The sequence below is a fragment of the uncultured Cetobacterium sp. genome (genome assembly GCF_945952365.1).
Lineage (GTDB): Bacteria > Fusobacteriota > Fusobacteriia > Fusobacteriales > Fusobacteriaceae > Cetobacterium_A.
The window spans coordinates 33,962-53,194 of the sequence record NZ_CAMFHX010000002.1; the positions used below are offsets into that span (position 1 = coordinate 33,962).

The following is a 19,233-nucleotide window of genomic DNA, read 5'->3' on the forward strand; positions in this document are numbered from 1 at the left end:
ACCCTGTATTATGGAGGTTTTTATGAAACTTAATAAAATTATAATATCTGTTATTGCCTTAAATATTATCAGTAGTAATTCAACATATTCAGAAGAGAGTTTATCAAAGTTAGATATCAATATATCTTTAAAAAAATCAATAGTAGAAAACATTATCAATTCTCAGCTTCCTTACACTATTGAAGATACTGGCTCTGGTACTGAAATTTTTAATAGCAACAAAAATAATATTCTTGGAACAGGATTAAATCTTTTAGGAGCTATTGATAAAAAATTTGCTCAATCATCAGAATCATTTATATGGGCATATAAAATAAATCGTTCTCCAATTGTCTTTAATGCCAATGGTCAAGAAGTTGGAGCCACAACAAATATTGATGGTCAGTTCAAAGCTAGTTGGAATAGAGACAAACAAGGAACTGAAATGAAATTAAATGGAACTGCGGGAATAAAAAGTATTGTAAGTGTTTCTCCAGATTGGAAATTAGTTGCAAATAGCTCTCCTTTTTTAAATATTTCAAATGACAATATTCCTCTTGATTTAAATCTTTATGGTTTAAAATTCAAAACGGATATAAACATTGGAAGTAGCTTAGAGAAAAGTATCTCTTCTAAACTTCAAAAGGCGACAAAAGAGATTGATTCTAAAATAGAGTCCTTCAATCTGAGAGAGATTATTGAAAAATATTGGAGTAATTTAAAAGAACCTATATTAGTTAATAAAGATTACAATTTATGGTTAACGATAAATCCTAAATCAGCTCGTTATTCTGATTTGATAAGCTTTAATGAGGATTTAGGAATTAAGGTTGGAGCAGATGCAAATCTTCATCTATATATTGGAGAAAAACCTGCTAACCAAAATTTAAACTCTCTACCCGAAATGAATTTTGGTTTTGTTGATGACTCTTTCAATATAAACCTACCGATTTCTACAACTTATAATAACTTAAATGAACTGATTAATAAAAATATATCTGATAAAGAGTTCAATCTATACTCTAGTATAAAATACAGTGCTCAAAATGTAGCTTTAAGTTCTGATAACTCAAACTTAAACTTCGAAACTAATTTTAAACTCTCTGTATTTGGTTTCTTAAATCCTACTGGAGTTATCAAAGGTAGTTTAAAACCAAATCTCAATAAAGAAAACGGTGTATTCGTTGGTGAAAACTTTGACTACTCTTTAGAAAGTAACAGTATTATTTTAAATGTTATAAATAAAATCTTTAAAAGCAGTATAAAAAATAGTATTATTAAAAACTACCTCTCTTTTGATCCAAATAAAGAGATTGATTTAGTAAAAGTTTTTATTCAGTCTAAAGTTAATGATATCGAATTGGATAAAAATATACATCTTCAATCTGAAATCAATACTTTCAAATTGGTAGATTTAAAGGTAGATACTAACGTCATCTCTTTAACTGTAAATACAACTGGAAAATCTACAATTCAAATAACAGAATAAAAATGAGGGCCAAATAGGCCCTCAAACTTATAAATAACTATTTACACTTTCTAGGATTTCATCTCTTTCAAGTTTTGATTTTTTTAAAATTTCATCTAAAGTCTCTAAAGTTTCATTTTTAAATTTATCGTCACTTAAACCACCTAAATTTACTTTAACATTTAAAACTCCACCTTCAATTCCAGAGTATAATAAAATTGCAGCTACTCCTAAATCGGTAATAGCATTTTTATTCCCATGCTTTAAAATCTCTTTTAATAACATCAACACTTTTGCTGAAATGTTACAAATCCCCATCGGTGTTTCTATTGCTAACTTTAAATTTTTTTCAATATTTTCTTTTCTTACTAGCTTTTCCTCTTCTGTTTCTTTTGGAAGCTTATATGCAGCCATAACTAGATTATAAGCCTCTGTATCTTTATCCACTAACTCTTCTAAAAGATATCTATACTTTTCGATTTCTTCAAAACTATTTTTAAATTTTTCCTGATCCTCTAATGGTAACTCTTTATATTTTTTCTTATCAAAAGTTAAATGGGCTACCATTCTTCCTAAAGTACACCCCAAAGATGAAACTAATGCTGAAACTGATCCTCCTCCAGGTGCTGGACTTTTAGAATCAACTATATTTAAAAAATCTTTGACTGATAAATCGACTAATTTCATTATACCTCCTATTTTTTATAAACCAAACATCCATTTTTAAAAACTTTGCTTGTATGATTTATTCCAAAATGATATAAAATATACTCTATATTTTTAGAGTCAAAAAATACAAAGTCTGCTTTTTTCCCCTCTTCTATAGATCCCACTCTTTTGTCTCTTCCTAAAGATTTTGCAGCATTAATTGTAACTGCTTTAAATATCTCCTTTGGTTTCATTTTTAACTTTAAAGCTGCTATCTGCATTATAAGTTGTAAATTTTCAGTTGGACAAGACCCTGGATTGTAATCTGTTGAAAGAGCCACTTGCACTCCCTCATCAATCATCTTTCGAGCTGGAGCATAATCTTTTCCTAAACTAAACGATGTTCCAGGTAAAAGATTTGCAATAACATCACTATTCTTCAACGCTTTAATTCCATCTTCACTTATAGCCATCAAATGATCCGCCGAATACATTTGCAACTCTTTTGCTAGCTCTGCTCCTTTAGTATTTTCAATCTCATCTGCATGAATTCTCAACTTAAAACCATATTTTTGTGCTTCAATATACATTTTTCTGCTCTCTTCATTTGAAAAGACTCCCTCTTCACAAAATACATCAAAGAATTCTGCGAGCTCTCTCTCTTTTATTACTGGCAATAACTCTATAACTTTTTGAATAAATCCCTCTCGATTATCTTTATACTCCTCAGGCAGTGCATGAGCTCCCATAAAAGTTGAAACTATATCAACCTCTTGCTCTAATTTCAATCTTTCATTTACTCTAAGCTGTTTTAATTCAGTTTCACTGTCTAAGCCATATCCACTCTTCGATTCAACTGTTGTAACTCCATAAGATAGCATTCTTCTCAAACTTTTTTTTGCTGCATTTACTAATTCATCTTCTGTAGCTTCTACAGTAGCTTTTACACTACTCAAAATACCGCCACCTCTTTTTAAAATCTCTATATATGGAACACCTGCGATTTTATCTAAAAACTCATTCTCTCTAGAACCACCATGAACAAGATGAGTATGAGAGTCAATCATTCCAGGAGTCACCACACACCCCTCTGCATCTATCAATTTTGTTGTAAATTTTATCAACTTTGATGGAACTTCTCCAGATCCCACTGCCATTATTTCACTTCCCGAGACTGCAATATATCCGTTATTTAAAACCTCTATATTCTCCATCCTAGTTTCTCCATCTTTCACTGGTAACTCTTTTCCTGTAACTAATTGCCCAATGTTGTAAATTATTAAATCTGCATTCATACTCTCACCTCATAAAAATCTACTTTAGTAACTCATTTTCAATTATTTTTTCTACACTAAACCCTTCTAAACCTAAATAGTACTCTATTGAATCCGAAAGTGCTTCCATAGGTACTGCTCCTATAATCTCACTTCCTATAACATTGACACCATACCTTTTAGCTTCCATTTTTACTGTTTCAAAAACTCTATAGATGGGATTCTTTTTAAAATCTTTTATATTCATAGTAACTTGAACAAAGCCTTTTTCTTTTATCTCAGCTGGTCCAGCTTGAATAAACTTGAATCCACCACTTGAAAATCTAATAGCTTTTGAAATCTCTTTAGCTATATTAATATTAGTTGTGTCTAGATTAATATTATACGCAATAAGTGGCATTCTTCCTCCTACTGCTGTAACACCTGCTGTGGGATGTGGTACTCTCTCTCCAAAGTCTGGTGCCCACTCCTCTAATTTCAACTTTTCTATCATCCCTTCAAACTCACCTTTTCTTATACTCGGCAACGACAATCTATTTGCAGCTGTTGCTGACTCTTCATATAAGAAAATAGGGATATTAAATTTTGAAGATATTTTTTCTGCTACAACTTTTGAAATCTCAACACACTCTGCCATTGTAATCCCTTTTATTGGAATAAACGGAACTACATCAGTAGCTCCCATTCTCAAATGCTCTCCTCTTTGAACATTCATATCAATTAATTCTGCAGCTATTCCAACTGATTCTACTACAGCTTCTATAATATCCTCTGGCTCTCCTATAACTGTTATAACCGTTCTATTATAATCAGCATCTGGCTCACATCCCATAAATTTTATATTTTTATTTTTTTTAAATGGTGCTGCTATTTTTTCTATTTTTTCTAAATCTTTTCCTTCACTATAATTTGGAACACACTGAACTAACTTTTTCATCTTTATTCCCCCAATTACATTTTTAATTTACCAACATTTTCCTCTACTTTTTCAATAATTTTATTAGTTTTAATTAACTCCTCTACTTTTTCAATATCTATATACATCACTCTATCTTTATCATAAAACTCTACAACTTCACGGACTAATGTATGAGCTTCGTTTGTTCCTTTTCCTAATTTCTGAACATCTCTTAAATCTATTCCTTGACATGCTGCTAGAATCTCCATAGCCACAACTTTTCTAACATTTCCCAATATCTCCGCAGCTTTTCTTGCAGCTATTGTTCCCATTGATACATGATCCTCTTGGTTTGCAGAGGATGGGATTGAATCTACAGATGCTGGATGAGCTAAAACTTTATTTTCTGAAACTAAAGACGCCGCGCTGTATTGAACTATCATAAATCCAGAATTAACACCTCCATTCTCTACTAAAAATGCAGGTAATCCATTATTTAACGATGGGTTAACTAATCTTTCTAATCTTCTTTCAGATATATTTGCCATCTCTGCAAGAGCTATTCCTAAAAAATCAAATGGTAAAGCCATCGGTTGACCATGGAAATTTCCTCCTGATAAAACTTCATTTTCCATTGGGAAAATAATTGGATTATCTGTTACTGCATTCATCTCTATCTCAACTTTTTCTCTTATATAGTTTAAAGCATCTTTACTTGCACCATGAACCTGTGGAGTACATCTAAGAGCATAAGGATCTTGAACTCTTAACTCTCCTTGCTTAGTTATTGATGAACTATTTTTCAAAATTTTATTTATATTTTTAGCAGTACTAATTTGACCTAGGTGCCCTCTTACCTCTTGAATTTTTGGATCAAAAGCACAGATTATTCCTCTTAAAGCTTCCATTGATAAACTTGCTGCTACATCTAAATGTTTCATTAAATTTATTGCGTCATATGTCGCATGTGCTCCTACAGATGTCATCACTTGAGTTCCATTTATTAAAGCTAGTCCCTCTTTTGATGACAACTCTTTTATTGGTTTTAATTTAGCTTTTTTCAAAGCCATCTCCCCATCGTAAAGAACATCTTTATAGTATGCTTTTCCAAGCCCTAACATAACTAAAACCATATGAGATAGTGGAGCTAAATCTCCAGATGCTCCTAAAGAACCTTTTTCAGGTATATATGGAGTTACACCCTTATTTATCATATTCACCAATAAATCAATAACCTCTTGACGTATTCCCGAATGACCTTGAATCAAGTTATTTACTCTCAATAACATAATTCCTCTAGCTGCATCAATTGGTAATGGATTTCCAACTCCACAAGCGTGACTAATTATTAAATTTCTTTGTAAAGTTGCTGTTTCCTCTTTAGAAATAACTTGATCTGAAAATTTTCCAAATCCCGTTGTTATTCCGTAAGATACTCTTCCCTCTTCAACATAATCATCTACCAACTTTCTAGCTATAGCTATTTTCTCTTTAGCCTCTTCTGAAATTTTTACCTCACAACCATTTCTTGTTACATTGATTAAATCCTCTAAAGTTAGTTTTCTGTTCCCCATTAGTAGTTCCAAATTAATCCTGCCTCCTTTTAGAATAGTACTCCCCCAATAACACCTGCTATTATCAGAGGTATATTATAGTGTATGAATGTTGGAATACATGTATCCCTTATATGATCATGCTGTCCGTCAGCATTTAATCCAGCTGTTGGTCCTAAAGTTGAGTCTGATGCTGGTGACCCTGCATCTCCTAGAGCTCCTGCACAAGCTATTAAAGCTATTGTACCTAAAGGTGAAATACCAAGTTCTATACATAGTGGTACGTATATTGCCGCTAATATAGGCACTGTTCCAAATGATGTTCCTATTCCCATCGTTACAAAAAGTCCAACTAAAAGCATCATAAACGACCCCAATAGTTTACTTCCACCTACAACTCCTACAACTCCTTGAACTAGTGGAGCAATTGCCCCAGTTTGTCTAATTACACTTCCATATCCTGCTGCCACAAGCATAATAAAAGCTATAAGCCCCATTATTCCTATGCCACCACTTACTAGTCCATCTATATCATTCCATTTGATAACTTTTGTTGCAACCATAAAAGCTATTGCCACAATTGCTCCAAGTGGCAAAGAACCTGTATAAAGTTGAATTCCAAAGGCTATAATTGCCGAAACCAAAGTGTACCAATGTTTTAACTCCATTTTCTCAGGGATATCCTCTACCATTCCTCCAACGGTCAAATTCTTATACTCTCTTGGCTTGTTGTATGTAAAGAATACTGCAATTAGAAGTCCAATAAACATTGCTATTCCTAAAATCCAAGTCGATTGCCAAACTTGACTTAACTCAACATTTAATCCATTACTTACAATCTGGTCTCTTATTATCCCATGGAAAATCAATCCAAATCCAACAGGAAGAACAATATAGGGCATTTTTAATCCAAACGTCAGGGAGCACGCCATCGCTCTTCTATCCATTTTTAACTCATCCATTAACTTTAATAGTGGAGGAATCAAAATTGGAATAAATGCTATATGAACTGGAATTAAATTTTGAGAAAACGATGCAATTACCGCTACAATAAGTGCTAAAATCCACTTTTTCCCACTAACTATTTTTGATATTTTTTTTGAAAGTAGAGCTGCTACCCCAGTACTATTTATAGCAACAGCCAAAGTTCCTAAAAGAATGTAGCTCAAAGCTGTCTCTGAGTTGCCTCCCATTCCACCTATCAATGTTTTCATTGTCTCATTGATACCTATTCCCGAACTTACACCTGCCACCAAAGCTGCGACTAATATTGCTAGAATTACATTTAACTTTAATAAACTAAGTAGGATCATCGTAGTAACTGAAAGTATTACTGGATTAAAAATCATAATTGCCCTCCCATTTAATTTTTTAACTTCAATTTTAATATTCTAAGTGGTACTAATATTACCTCACAGATATAATGAAGTCAATAGCAATATAAAAAAAATCCCTCACCAATATGTAAAATATTAGTAAGGGAATATAAAATTATTTAAATATCTCTAGAGATTTATCTAAAATCCCTGTAACTTCTGCTATAACTAAACCATAATTTGTAATTGGCACATTTAAACTCATAGATTCATCTATTCTACTTTGCATAAGTTTTTTATTTATCATGCAAGCACCACAGTGAATAACTAAAGAGTATTTTGATAAATCCTCTGGGAAATCTTTTCCACCCATAAAATCGAACTCAATCTCTTTGCCACAATAGTTTCTTACTAACTTTGGAATCTTTACTCTTCCAATGTCCTCATGAGATGTATTGTGTGTACAAGTTTCTGCTATCAGTATTCTATCTCCATGGTTTAAACTTTTTAACTTTTTAACTCCTCTAACCAAATCTTCTAAGTCTCCCTTCTGTCTTGCAAAAAGTATTGAGAAACTTGTCAACTTAGCTCGATTATTTAAAATTTTATCTACATTTTTAAAAGCTTGAGAATCAGTTACAACCAAATCTATATTTTTTATATCTTCTAATGCACTTTCAAGCTCTGTGTCTCTAACTACATAACTTTTTATTCCATGATCAAGACACTCTCTTATCACTTGAACTTGTGGTAAAATCAATCTACCTTTTGGTGCTTCAGAATCCACTGGAACTACCATTAAAACTTTTCCATTATATGAAACTAAATCTCCTAAAAGTTTTGGTTCCTCTGTTTCCTTTTGAATCTCTTTCAAAATTTCATTTTTTAAATTCAAAATACTACTTCTATCTTTTGTCGAAACAAAAATAGATTTAGGAAAAATCTTTTTTATTGTGCTTCTTGTTTCATCTGTTAATAGATCTGATTTATTTAATATCAATTGAAATGGAATATTATATTTTCTAAATTGAATCTCTTGGTCTTTATAAAATGCCATATCAATTTTTGTAGCATCCATAACTAATAAAGCAAAATCTGTTCTTTTCAACTCTTCTAAACTTTTTTTTACTCTCAATCTACCTAATGGAGTATTATCCTCTAATCCAGCTGTATCAATAAATAAAACTGGACCAAATGGTAAAAACTCCATAGCTTTTGTTACAGAATCTGTGGTTGTTCCCTCTATATCTGAAACTATAGATATATTCTGCTCTGTTATAGCATTTAATAATGAAGACTTTCCAGAGTTTGTTTTACCAAAAATTCCTATATGTAACCTATTTGAGTTGGGTGTATTTTTCATAGTAAACTCCTTCTTAAAGATATAAATCTCTCTCTCCATTTTTTATTTTTTCTAATTTTTCTATTGTCAGCTTTTTTATATCATCTCTAACAATATTTTGAAGCTCTCTCTCTATAACCTCTTCAACCTTTTCTGTTAACTCATCATCACCATAATCCATAGCATACTCCATTAAAGTTAGAAGTGCATTTGGTGAGCAGACATTTTGAATATTTCCACTTTTAGCTAGCTGCATGAACCTATCACCAGTTCTCCCCATTCTATAACAAGCTGTACAGTAACTTGGTATACAATCCTGCTCTAAAAGCTCTTTTAAAACCTCTAAAGGTGTTCTGTGGTCTGCTAATTCAAATTGAGTTCTAGTTTTTCCCTCTTCTCTATCTGTATACCCTCCAACATCAGCTGATGATCCTGCACTTATTTGTGAGATACCATATTTTATAAGCTCTCTTCTAAGTTCAGCTGTTTCTCTAGTTGATAAAATCATTCCTGTAAAAGGTACAGCCAATCTTATAATGGCAACTATATTTCTAAAAGTATCATCATCTATTTGATGAGGATACTCTTCTAAACTCATTCCCTCGGCTTTTTTGATTCTTGGAACAGAGATTGTATGGAACCCAACTCCATACTCTTTTTCTAAATACTCATTATGTAACATAAGTGCTATTATCTCATACTTATAATCTGCTAGTCCAAATAAAACTCCAGCTCCTACGTCATCTATTCCTGCTTCCATAGCTCTATTAAAAGCAGTCAAATGGTATTCATAATTTCCTTTTAAACTTTTAGGATGAACTCTTTCGTATGTTGGTTTGTGATAAGTCTCTTGGAAAAGAATATACGTTCCAATCTCTGCATCTTTTAGTTTTTTGTAATTTTCTACTGTTGTTGCAGCTATATTGACATTTATTCTTCTAATTGACCCATTCTCAAACTTTGTACTGTAAACAGCATCTATTGCATCTAATGTATATTCGATTGGAACGTTTACAGGGTCCTCTCCTAGCTCTAAAGCGAGTCTTTTATGACCCATCTTTTCTAAAAGTCTAACTTCATTTTGAATCTGTTCTCTTGAAAGTTTTTTTCTTTCAAATTTATTGTCTCTTTTATACCCACAATAAGTACAGTTATTTACGCAGTAATCACTCACATAAAGCGGTGCAAAAACAACAATTCTATTTCCATAGATAGATTTTTTTAACTCTCCTGCAATTTCATAGAGTTCTCTTTTTTGCTTCTCATCTTTTATCTCTAAAAGTGAAGCCACCTCATCATGAGTTAATCCCTCTTTATTTTTTGCTTTATTTAAAACTCTTTCTATCTCTTCATAACTACTATTTTTAGATTTTTTTAATAGATTTTCAATATACTCCTGATTTATAAAATTTATTTCCTTTTCCATCTGATATTATCTCCTCTTGTTAGTATTGGTTCAAATCCTGCTTCTATAACTCCATTTTCTATTTTTAGCTTCTCCTCTGCTGATTCCTTTCCAGAAAAAACTTTTCCATTATAAAGAGCGTATTTTTTTCTGTATTCCATCGGAGATAAATTTGGCATAATAACATTTGCTCCAGCTTTAAATCCCTTTTCTCGTCCTTTAGGATCAATTGTTCCTAAAGCTGTTGTTGCTGGTAATAATACATCTGGTAGCAGTAATCTTATTATTGCTAAAAGTGTAATTGTATCATATGCAGTTCCACCCTTTTCACCCTTTAAAGGCGTGTCTTCATGTGGTATAAAAGGTCCAATCCCTACCATGTGAGGTTTTAGCTCTTTTAGGAAAACTAAATCCTTTGCATAATCTTTCATTTTCAAACCAGGTAATCCTATTAAAAATCCACTTCCTACTTGATAGCCAATCTCTTTAAGAGTTCTCAAGCATTTTTTTCTATTCTCTAAAGACATCTTTGGATGTAAGCTCTCGTAAAGTTTTTCATTCACAGTTTCATGTCTTAAAAGATATCTATCAGCTCCAGCTTCATAAAGTCTTCTAAAAGATTTTTCGCCTCTCTCTCCTAAAGAAAGAGTAATAGCTATATCAGAATATTCTTTTTTTAGAGTTTTTATTATCTCTTCTAAAAGTTCATCGGTAAAGTAACTATCCTCTCCTCCTTGAAAAACAAAAGTTCTATATCCTAACAAATATCCTCTGTGACAAGAGTCTAATATCTCATCTTTAGATAATCTATATCTACTAGCTTTGCAGTTAGATGCCCTAATCCCACAGTAAAAACAATCACATTTACAAATATTAGATATCTCTATCAATCCTCTAAAAAAAACTGTCTTACCATAATTTTTCTGTCTAACTTCGTAAGCTTTATCTATTAGATAGTCTCTATTCTCCTCATTCAAATTGCAAAGTAACTCCTCTAACTCAAATTGAGTTAAGTCATTATTCTTATACAATTTATCTATTAAATACCTCATCTCCCACCTCCAAAAGTATATAACAAATTTAATTATATACCTTTTTGCTCCAGAAATGAAGTTATATTTTAGGTTTTTATACTCTCTATTTCTATAGCAATGGAATATCTTTTGCTCTACACTCTTCTAAAACTTGCTCTGGCCATAAAGATGCTTGAACCTCTCCTATATGAAGTTTGTCTAAGAAGAATAAGCAAAGTCTCGATTGCCCTATTCCTCCACCTATTGTATAAGGTAACTCTCCTGCTAGCAATTTTTTATGGAAATCTAAAGTTTTTCTATCCTCTGCTCCTGCAATCTCTAACTGCTTAGCTAAAGATTCCTCAGATACACGAATCCCCATCGAAGACAGTTCTAATCCTATTTTTAAAGGTTCGTAGTAAACGATTATATCTCCGTTTAAATCCCAATCATCATAATCAGGTGCTCTTCCATCATGCTTTTCTCCTGAAGCTAAAACTTTTCCTATTTGACTTATAAATATAGCTCCATGCTTCTCTGCATGTTTGTGTTCTCTCTCCTTTGAAGACAGTTCTGGGTAAAGAGTTTCTAACTCTTGAGAAGTTACAAATGAAATCTCATCAGGTAATTTTTTTGATAATTGAGGATAAGCCTCTCTTATATGATTCTCTGTATCCTTTAAAGATGTATATATTTTTTTTACAGTTTCATGTAATTTATCTGTTGTTCTATCTGATTTATCCAAAACTTTTTCCCAATCCCATTGATCAACATAGTATGAGTGTATTGGACTCAAGTCTTCATCTCTTCTTATAGCGTTCATATCTGTATAAAGACCTTTTCCAGAGTTAAATCCATATTTATGAAGTGCCATTCTTTTCCACTTTGCTAACGAATGAACAATCACAGCATCCTGTTTACATTTGGTATCAAAAGATACAGCTCTTTCAACTCCATTTAGATCATCATTTAACCCACTTTCTGGTGTCACAAATAGTGGTGCTGAAACTCTTGTTAAATCCAATTTTTTAGCTAAATCTCTTTCGAAGAAATCCTTTACTTTTTTAATTGCTACCTCTGTTTCTATAATATCTAATTTTGCTTTATACATATACTCTACCTCCATATTTTTTATAAAATAAAAAAGCTCTTAACACTTCCATAAACGGAAATAGTTAAGAGCTTTAATCTAACAAAATATAATATACCTATTTTTAGATATACTTATACTAATTTATTTTCAGTTAAATTTAAATTCTTTCTTATTTTCAGGATAATGGAAATTACACAATACAAATTTCAATAGATTATTATTATTGTTGTTATTATTATTATTATTCATATTATTAACACAATTATAATTATTATTATTGAAATTTATAAACATAACTTCCTCCTTTTTAAAAATTTATTTTTACTATGGGGTAATAATAAAACTTTTTTATATAAAAGTCAAGATTTTTTTTATAAAATCTCTACATCAGATGAAATTTTATAAATTACATCCTTTCTTTCAACAAAAATTTCTGTCTTATCTCTCAGATGTTCCTCTGTTTTTATTTTTAGCAGTAACTCTCTTGAAGGATTGATAGCTCTAGGGTTTCCAACTAAAGTTAGCATGCTGTAATCTCCATTTGTATCTCCATATGCATAGCTTTCATTTAAATCTATATCATATTTTTCACAGAAATTATTTATTGCTTTCATTTTATTTTTTGAATCCCACATTGGCGAAATATCTCCAGATAACTTTCCATCTTCATAGTGATATATAGAACCACAATAATCATCAGCACCCCATTTTTTAGCCATTCTAGAAACTAAAAAATCTGGACTTCCAGAAATAAATATAACTTTATGCCCTTGCTCTTTATGCCATTTGATCATATCTCTTGTAAATTTATAAACTCTGTTTCCTTTAAGCTCTAAAACTTGATCTGAAATAAAATCATTATATTGCAGCGATAACCCTTTTATAGCTTCAACATATGTTGTTGTTATATCTTCTAGGTATTTATCATAATCTCCTACTCTTTCATCCCACTCTTTAAAAGCATCCTTTACTTTTAGCTCATACTCTCTAATATCTAAAAGTTCGTATTTTATAAGCTTTTTAAAATGCTCTGTCAATAATGAATTTCTATAAATTGTTCCATCAATATCAAAAAATGCTGCCTTCATAAATCACTACCTCCTGTGAGTTATTATAACTCTTTTACTGTTTCAGCAATCCACTTACAGAATCTCTCTCCTGTTGCGTTTGCTATCTCTACAACCTCTTCATGTGAATGTGGCTTTGTTGCAATTCCTGTAGCCATATTAGTTATACAAGATATTCCTAATATTTTCATTCCAAGATAGTTTGCCACGATTGACTCTGGAACTGTTGACATACCAACTGCTGATGCTCCCATTCCCATCATCATACTTACTTCTGCTGCTGTTTCATAAGTTGGACCAGATGACCCTAAGTAAATTCCCTCTTCAAACTCTATATTTAATCTATTTGCAACAGACTTAGCTTTTTCTATTAAAGCCTTACTATAAGTTTCTGACATATCTGGGAATCTTGGTCCAAATCTCTCATCATTTTTTCCAATTAAAGGATTTGTTCCAAAGAAGTTGATATGATCATTTATAATCATAAGTGTCCCTGGCTTAAAACTTCTATTAGCTCCACCAGCAGCATTACTTACAATCATAGTTTCTATTCCAAATTTCTTAAATACATATTGAGGGTAAGTTACCTCTTTCATATTATACCCTTCGTAATAGTGGAATCTTCCCTTCATAACTAAAACTTCAACACCATTTATTGTTCCAAATACAAGTTCACCAGCATGACCAGCTACTGTTGAAACTGGAAAGTTTGGTATCTCCTCATATGGTATAACTATTTTATTCTCTACATAATCAACTAACCCACCAAGACCAGAACCTAATATTATAGCTATCTTCGGCCTATTAGTCACTTTTAAATTTAAAAACTCTACAGTTTCCATCACTTTATTGTACATAACACTTCTCCCTTATTTTTTTAGATAAAAAGGGTAGATTACTCTACCCTTCCATTGTTAAAAAGTTATTGTTGAAAATCTTTGATCTAGTTTTACTTTTTCCTCTTTTAACTCGTTCATTAACTTATCTACAATCTCTTGGCAGCTTAAAGCTTCTTTAACTAATCCTGCAACTTGTCCTGACATTACACTTCCATTTTGAACGTCTCCATCTACAACTGCTAGTCTTAATTTTCCTTTTCCTAACTCTTCGATCTCCTCTTTTGGAGCTCCTTTTTCCTCTAATTCTAAGATAGTCTTAGAGAACTTGTTATTTAAAACTCTAACTGGATGCCCTGTATAGTTTCCAGTAGTAACTGTTGATCTATCCTTTGCTTTTAACACTAAGTTTTTATAATTCTCATGTACATCACACTCGTGAGCAACTATGAATATAGTTCCTACTTGAATAGCTTCTCCACCTAGTGCTAACGCTGCTAAGAATTGCTCTCCTGAAGCTATTCCTCCAGCAACGATAACAGGAACTGAAACCTCTCTTGCAACTTGAGTAGCAAGTGCCATTGTTGTGATTTCTCCGATATGCCCTCCAGCTTCTAATCCTTCAGCTATAATTGCATCTGCTCCTATTTTTTCCATTCTCTTTGCTAATGCAACTGATGCAACTACAGGTATAACTTTTATTCCTGCAGCTTTTAATTTTTCCATGTATATTCCTGGATTTCCTGCTCCAGTTGTAACAACTTTTACTCCCTCTTCTATACATACATCTATTTGCTCGGCAACACTTTCCATCATTAACATTAAGTTAACTCCAAATGGATTTTCCGTGATTGACTTTGCCTTTTTAATCTCTGCTCTTAAAATTTCAGGTGGCATTCCTCCACCAGCGATTATTCCTAATCCACCAGCTTTAGATACATGTCCTGCTAAGTTTCCATTTGATATCCATGCCATCGCACCTTGGATAATTGGATATTTAACTCCTAATAATTCACAAATTCTATTTTTTTGCATTTTTCTTTTCCTCCCAAAATTAAGAGTCTACTTTTTTACTTCTCAACTCTTGTCTCAGTTTTAAAAATTCTTCAAAAGCTTCTTTTGAACTATTTATAATTAGCTCTTCTGGATAATCAACTTCATTTAAAAGCTCAATTGCCCTTTGAAACTCTCCTATATGACCAGAATAGTGTGCATCTGTCCCTAAAGCTATAAAACATCTCTCTTCTTTGGCTAATTCTAACATTGTTTTACAATTTTTTCTAGAACCAACTCTTGTGATTGTTCCTAGAGATGTATTATTCACCTCTAAAGCCACTTTATTTTCTTTTGCGATTTTTACTATTCTTTTATAATCTACTGGAAAGATTGGATTTCCCAGATGAACTATTATATCAGCTTTTTGCTTTTTTATCAAACTCAATATAGCTGTCGTATTTTTCTCAATATCATCTATTGCTCCATACTCATCAACTACATGAAATCCAGCTAAAACTAATTCTATATGATCATATACTCTTTGGTTAATATCTAACTTTCCATTTGTATCAAGTATATTAGCTTCTACACCTTTAACAACTCTAACTCCATCAATAATTTCTGGTAAAATTGCTATATTTACTAAATGCCACCAATGAGGAGTATCTTGTAAAGCAGGACCGTGATTTGTAATCGCTATCACTTCCATTCCTTTTTTTGCCGCTGCAGATATATTTTCCTCTAATGTACTAAAAGCGTGTGGATTTACATTTGTATGAATATGTAAATCAATTTTATACTCTTTCATTTTTACCCCCATAAATTTATATAATTTTATTTAATTACATGAAAAGTGTATATAAAATATTTGTTACTACTCCTGCTACAATCCCACCAATTGTATGGCTAAATATAGCTTTTCCTGTCAGCTTTCTATAACCTAGACTATCCATCATCGCAACGTGTGTACTTAAATATCCACTCCAAGTCATTCCCATAGCTGTGAATACAGCAATCTCTCTTGAGGTAATTGCTTTATCTGCTATAAATTGTGGTACAAGACCTAATGCTGCTCCTACTGCTCCTAAAGATGTTATTGGAAACGCCAATGCTTTTGCACTTGTAAATCCAAATAGTGGTTTTAAAATAAATTGTAATTTTTCACCTACATATGGTAAAAGAGCAATTCCTTCATAAGCTGCTCCTGTATATCCATTTTCTCCAGCTCCATTTGTTAATAGTAAAACTGTCGTACATATTATAAGAACTCCAGGAATAATCTCCATTCCCATCTGAACTCCATTTTTCCCACCTTCTAAAAGAGCTTCTAACAATCTCTCTAAAACATTTCCATCTCTTATATCTCTATACTCAAAAAAACTTACTGTTGAGTCATCCTTCTCTACTAAATCACCCTTTTCATGGAAAATCTTTTTAGTAAAATTAATCATCAGATTAACACTGACAATACTTCCTATAAACGCCCCTAAATTTCCTAAAACAACTGGAAATACAAGATTTTCATTCATACTTCCACTCTGAGCAATCATAAATGTCGATACTATAAATCCCATTCCAAATGATGTCCCTAAATTTGTTAATGCTGGTAATTGATACTTTTTAAAATATTTTGTAAACCCTTTATCTGCAGATAAGCTAAGTATTGCTGGATTATCAGATATATACGTTGTTAAAACTCCTAGTGCTGCTGCTCCAGGTAGTCTGTATAACGGCTTCATAAGTGGCGATAATAACTTATTTAAAATTGCTATCACTCCAAACTCAGATAAAATTCCTGCAAATGCTCCCGCTATAACTGAAACTCCCATTATAAAAAATACCGTATTTAATAGTAAATCATGTGCAGTTTTTATAATTGTATTTATCATATTTATTCCACCCATTTTACTAGATAAAAGATAGATTAATGTTGATAATATCGCTATGCAAACTATTCCTTCTAGTCCCATAGCTTTTTTTCTTCTTGAATGATTCGTATTCATATTTTCTATTTCTCCTTTTTCTATAATACTACACTATAGAGTATCCTAATTTTTAAAATTTTTCAATTTTTTTTACAGGAATATATATATCAACGATTCCTCCAAATCCATTTTCAAGAGGAACAACCACTTCGTTTCCAATCTCTATCGAATCTCCAATAATCTCAAAATTGTTCTCTTTAATAAATCTATGTAAATTTTCATAGGTTAATTTTATCATATCAAAAGTCGCTTTATGTCTTAACATAATACAATGCTTACTTTCGATAAGCTCTTCTCCTAAAATACTATGCTCTTCTGGAACTAACAATCCTATTTCACTTATAGGAATCTCTGAATTTTCATATATATCCTTTTGCTTTACTTTGGTAATATATAAAATATCTTTTATTTTATTTTTATTTCCTAATCGTTGAAGCTTATCATATGTTTCAGCTATCTCTTTTTCATCTAAAGGATTTTTTATTTTTATAAAGTAAACCTTCATACTTTTTAACTCTATCACTTGAACTTTTTCCTCTAAATTTGAAGACATCTCTTTAAAACACAAAATTTTCTCTTGAATAGTGTCTCGACTTTTTCTTAACTCCTCTATTTTTTTATTGATATCAGCTACTTTTTCCTCTAAAAATTCTAAACTTTTTGAAGGAGTTTTTACTTTACTGTATTCTTTTATTTCTTCTAATGAAAATCCAGCTTCTTTTAAAGTTATAATAAAAAACAAATCCCATATTTGAGAATTAGAATAAAATCTATATCCATTGCTCTCATCAATATATTCTGGAACTAAAATCCCTTTTTTATGGTAAAAAATCAATGTCTGTTTCGAAATATCCCCTATTTTTGCTAATTCTGAAATTTTATATCTATTTTTCATAATTTCTCCTTGACATTATAGTTAAGTATATAGTTTATAATACCACATATGACTAATTTAATAAAATTTTAATTTAATAGAGGAGAGGAAAATGTCACAAAATATTACCCTTGAAAATGGGTGCGTAAAAAAACTATTTTTTAAATTTGCAATACCTAGTATCTTAGGAATGCTTATTGTATCACTACAAATTATGGTCGATGGATTATTCTTGAGTAAGGGCGTTGGACCATTGGGACTAGCTGCTGTTAATCTATCTATGCCTCTTATCAATCTTTTACTGAGTATAGCTTTGATGATTTGTATTGGAGGAGGAGTCTTAGTAGGAATTGCTTCTGGAAATGGAGAGAAAGAAAGAGCAAAAAGTCTTACAAGTTTAACTTTAATCCTACTTCTAGGAGTTCTTCTTTTTATATCAATATTTTTACTTCTTAATTTTGATGCTGTGATGAAACTTTTAGGTACAAACTTAGAAACATATGATCTTGTTAAGAAATATTTAGCTATTCTAATTCCAGGTTCTATATTCTTCAGTATGCCTATTTTTACTGAAACATTCGTTAGAATTATTGGTAAACCTAATCAGGTTTTCGTGAGTGGAGCAATCTGCTTTTTAACAAATGTATTTTTAGATTATATCTTTGTTATTAAACTTGGTATGGGAATGGAAGGAGCTGCTGTTGCATCGTGTTTTGCTAATATGTTTGGTGCTCTTAGCTTATTTTATCACGTACAATTTGGCAAAATATCTGGAACATTAAAAGATATTAAAGATATTTTCTACAATGGTAGTTCAGAGATGCTAACTGTTATTTCTAGTGCTGTTACAACTTATATTTTCAATATCATCATTATGAAAAACATTGGTGTTTTAGGAGTTTCAGCATTAACAATCGTATTCTATATTAACTCTATTGTTAATATCTCTCTATATGGTTTATCTCAAGCATTACAACCTATTATTTCTTACAACTTAGGAGCTAAAAGAGGAGACAAAATCAAAGATGTTTTAAAAGTTGCTTTAAAATCTGGAGCTGCGATTGGAATAATTACTTTTATATCTATGCATCTTTTCGGAGATAAAATTATTGCTCTTTTCTCAAATGGAAATAAGGAACTTCAAGATTTAACAAATAGAGCAATATTCTTCTTTACTTTTGCTTACTTATTGTCGTTTATCAATATTATATCAAGTAGTTTCCATACATCTATTGAAAAACCTTTTGAGTCTGCTTTTATATCTTGTGGAAGAGCTATAATATTTGTATTGATTCCACTATTTACATTGCCAATGATAATTGGAGAAACTGGAATTTGGTTAGCTATTCCGTTAGCAGAACTTATCTGTCTTTCAGTAAGTATTCCACTTATGAGAAAATCTTTAAAAAAACTTCCTCTTAATATTTAAGGGAAGTTTTTTTATTTAAACAAAATATTTATTTTGTAATTTACTACATTATATGGT

Annotated in this window: 17 protein-coding genes; 2 read left to right on the top strand and 15 right to left on the bottom strand. The window is 31.4% G+C overall.

Annotated features, from left to right (window positions below):
• Positions 1-22: 22 nt before the first annotated feature.
• Entirely contained in the window at positions 23-1,468 is a 1,446-nt protein-coding gene (locus Q0O83_RS00855) for a DUF4403 family protein (protein WP_294093181.1), read from the top strand.
• Between the two features lie 27 nt (positions 1,469-1,495).
• Here the strand turns inward: Q0O83_RS00855 and Q0O83_RS00860 are convergent, their stop codons facing one another.
• From Q0O83_RS00860 to Q0O83_RS00930, 15 genes are all read right to left on the bottom strand, one after another.
• Entirely contained in the window at positions 1,496-2,134 is a 639-nt protein-coding gene (locus Q0O83_RS00860; RefSeq protein ID WP_294093183.1) for a cyclodeaminase/cyclohydrolase family protein, read from the bottom strand.
• Between the two features lie 8 nt (positions 2,135-2,142).
• Positions 2,143-3,390, bottom strand: a complete 1,248-nt coding sequence (hutI, locus tag Q0O83_RS00865) for an imidazolonepropionase (RefSeq protein WP_294093185.1) — start codon at positions 3,388-3,390, stop codon at positions 2,143-2,145.
• A gap of 19 nt (positions 3,391-3,409) precedes the next feature.
• Entirely contained in the window at positions 3,410-4,306 is an 897-nt protein-coding gene (gene ftcD, locus Q0O83_RS00870; protein WP_294093186.1) for a glutamate formimidoyltransferase, read from the bottom strand.
• A gap of 14 nt (positions 4,307-4,320) precedes the next feature.
• The gene (gene hutH, locus Q0O83_RS00875; RefSeq protein WP_294093187.1) at positions 4,321-5,841 is read right to left on the bottom strand and encodes a histidine ammonia-lyase; all 1,521 of its coding nucleotides are present in this window, start codon (positions 5,839-5,841) and stop codon (positions 4,321-4,323) included.
• A 29-nt stretch (positions 5,842-5,870) separates the two neighbouring features.
• Positions 5,871-7,172 carry a Na+/H+ antiporter family protein gene (locus tag Q0O83_RS00880; RefSeq protein WP_294093364.1) on the bottom strand — a complete coding sequence of 434 codons (1,302 nt, stop codon included), beginning with the start codon at positions 7,170-7,172 and terminating at the stop codon, positions 5,871-5,873.
• 139 nt (positions 7,173-7,311) lie between these two features.
• Positions 7,312-8,499, bottom strand: a complete 1,188-nt coding sequence (hydF, locus tag Q0O83_RS00885) for a [FeFe] hydrogenase H-cluster maturation GTPase HydF (RefSeq protein WP_294093189.1) — start codon at positions 8,497-8,499, stop codon at positions 7,312-7,314.
• A gap of 13 nt (positions 8,500-8,512) precedes the next feature.
• On the bottom strand, positions 8,513-9,904 hold the full coding sequence (hydG, locus tag Q0O83_RS00890) for a [FeFe] hydrogenase H-cluster radical SAM maturase HydG (protein WP_294093191.1): 1,392 nt from the start codon (positions 9,902-9,904) through the stop codon (positions 8,513-8,515).
• A complete protein-coding gene (gene hydE / locus Q0O83_RS00895) occupies positions 9,889-10,935 on the bottom strand; it encodes a [FeFe] hydrogenase H-cluster radical SAM maturase HydE (protein WP_294093193.1) in 1,047 nt (348 codons plus the stop codon). The genes hydG and hydE overlap by 16 nt, the downstream gene beginning before the upstream one ends.
• Positions 10,936-11,026: 91 nt before the next feature.
• Positions 11,027-12,007 carry an aspartate--ammonia ligase gene (asnA, locus tag Q0O83_RS00900; protein WP_294093195.1) on the bottom strand — a complete coding sequence of 327 codons (981 nt, stop codon included), beginning with the start codon at positions 12,005-12,007 and terminating at the stop codon, positions 11,027-11,029.
• A gap of 353 nt (positions 12,008-12,360) precedes the next feature.
• Positions 12,361-13,077, bottom strand: coding sequence for an HAD family hydrolase (locus Q0O83_RS00905; protein ID WP_294093197.1), 717 nt, complete (start codon positions 13,075-13,077; stop codon positions 12,361-12,363).
• 23 nt (positions 13,078-13,100) lie between these two features.
• On the bottom strand, positions 13,101-13,913 hold the full coding sequence (locus Q0O83_RS00910) for a purine-nucleoside phosphorylase (protein WP_294093199.1): 813 nt from the start codon (positions 13,911-13,913) through the stop codon (positions 13,101-13,103).
• Positions 13,914-13,970: 57 nt separating this feature from the next.
• The gene (locus Q0O83_RS00915; protein WP_294093201.1) at positions 13,971-14,927 is read right to left on the bottom strand and encodes a nitronate monooxygenase; all 957 of its coding nucleotides are present in this window, start codon (positions 14,925-14,927) and stop codon (positions 13,971-13,973) included.
• A gap of 19 nt (positions 14,928-14,946) precedes the next feature.
• Positions 14,947-15,696: a phosphatase gene (locus Q0O83_RS00920; protein ID WP_294093203.1), complete on the bottom strand. Its 750-nt coding sequence runs from the start codon at positions 15,694-15,696 to the stop codon at positions 14,947-14,949.
• Between the two features lie 34 nt (positions 15,697-15,730).
• On the bottom strand, positions 15,731-16,891 hold the full coding sequence (locus tag Q0O83_RS00925) for a hypothetical protein (RefSeq protein ID WP_294093205.1): 1,161 nt from the start codon (positions 16,889-16,891) through the stop codon (positions 15,731-15,733).
• Between the two features lie 52 nt (positions 16,892-16,943).
• The gene (locus Q0O83_RS00930) at positions 16,944-17,768 is read right to left on the bottom strand and encodes a MerR family transcriptional regulator (RefSeq protein WP_294093209.1); all 825 of its coding nucleotides are present in this window, start codon (positions 17,766-17,768) and stop codon (positions 16,944-16,946) included.
• A gap of 91 nt (positions 17,769-17,859) precedes the next feature.
• Between Q0O83_RS00930 and Q0O83_RS00935 the strand changes: the two genes are divergently transcribed.
• Positions 17,860-19,176: an MATE family efflux transporter gene (locus tag Q0O83_RS00935; protein ID WP_294093211.1), complete on the top strand. Its 1,317-nt coding sequence runs from the start codon at positions 17,860-17,862 to the stop codon at positions 19,174-19,176.
• Positions 19,177-19,233 lie beyond the last annotated feature (57 nt).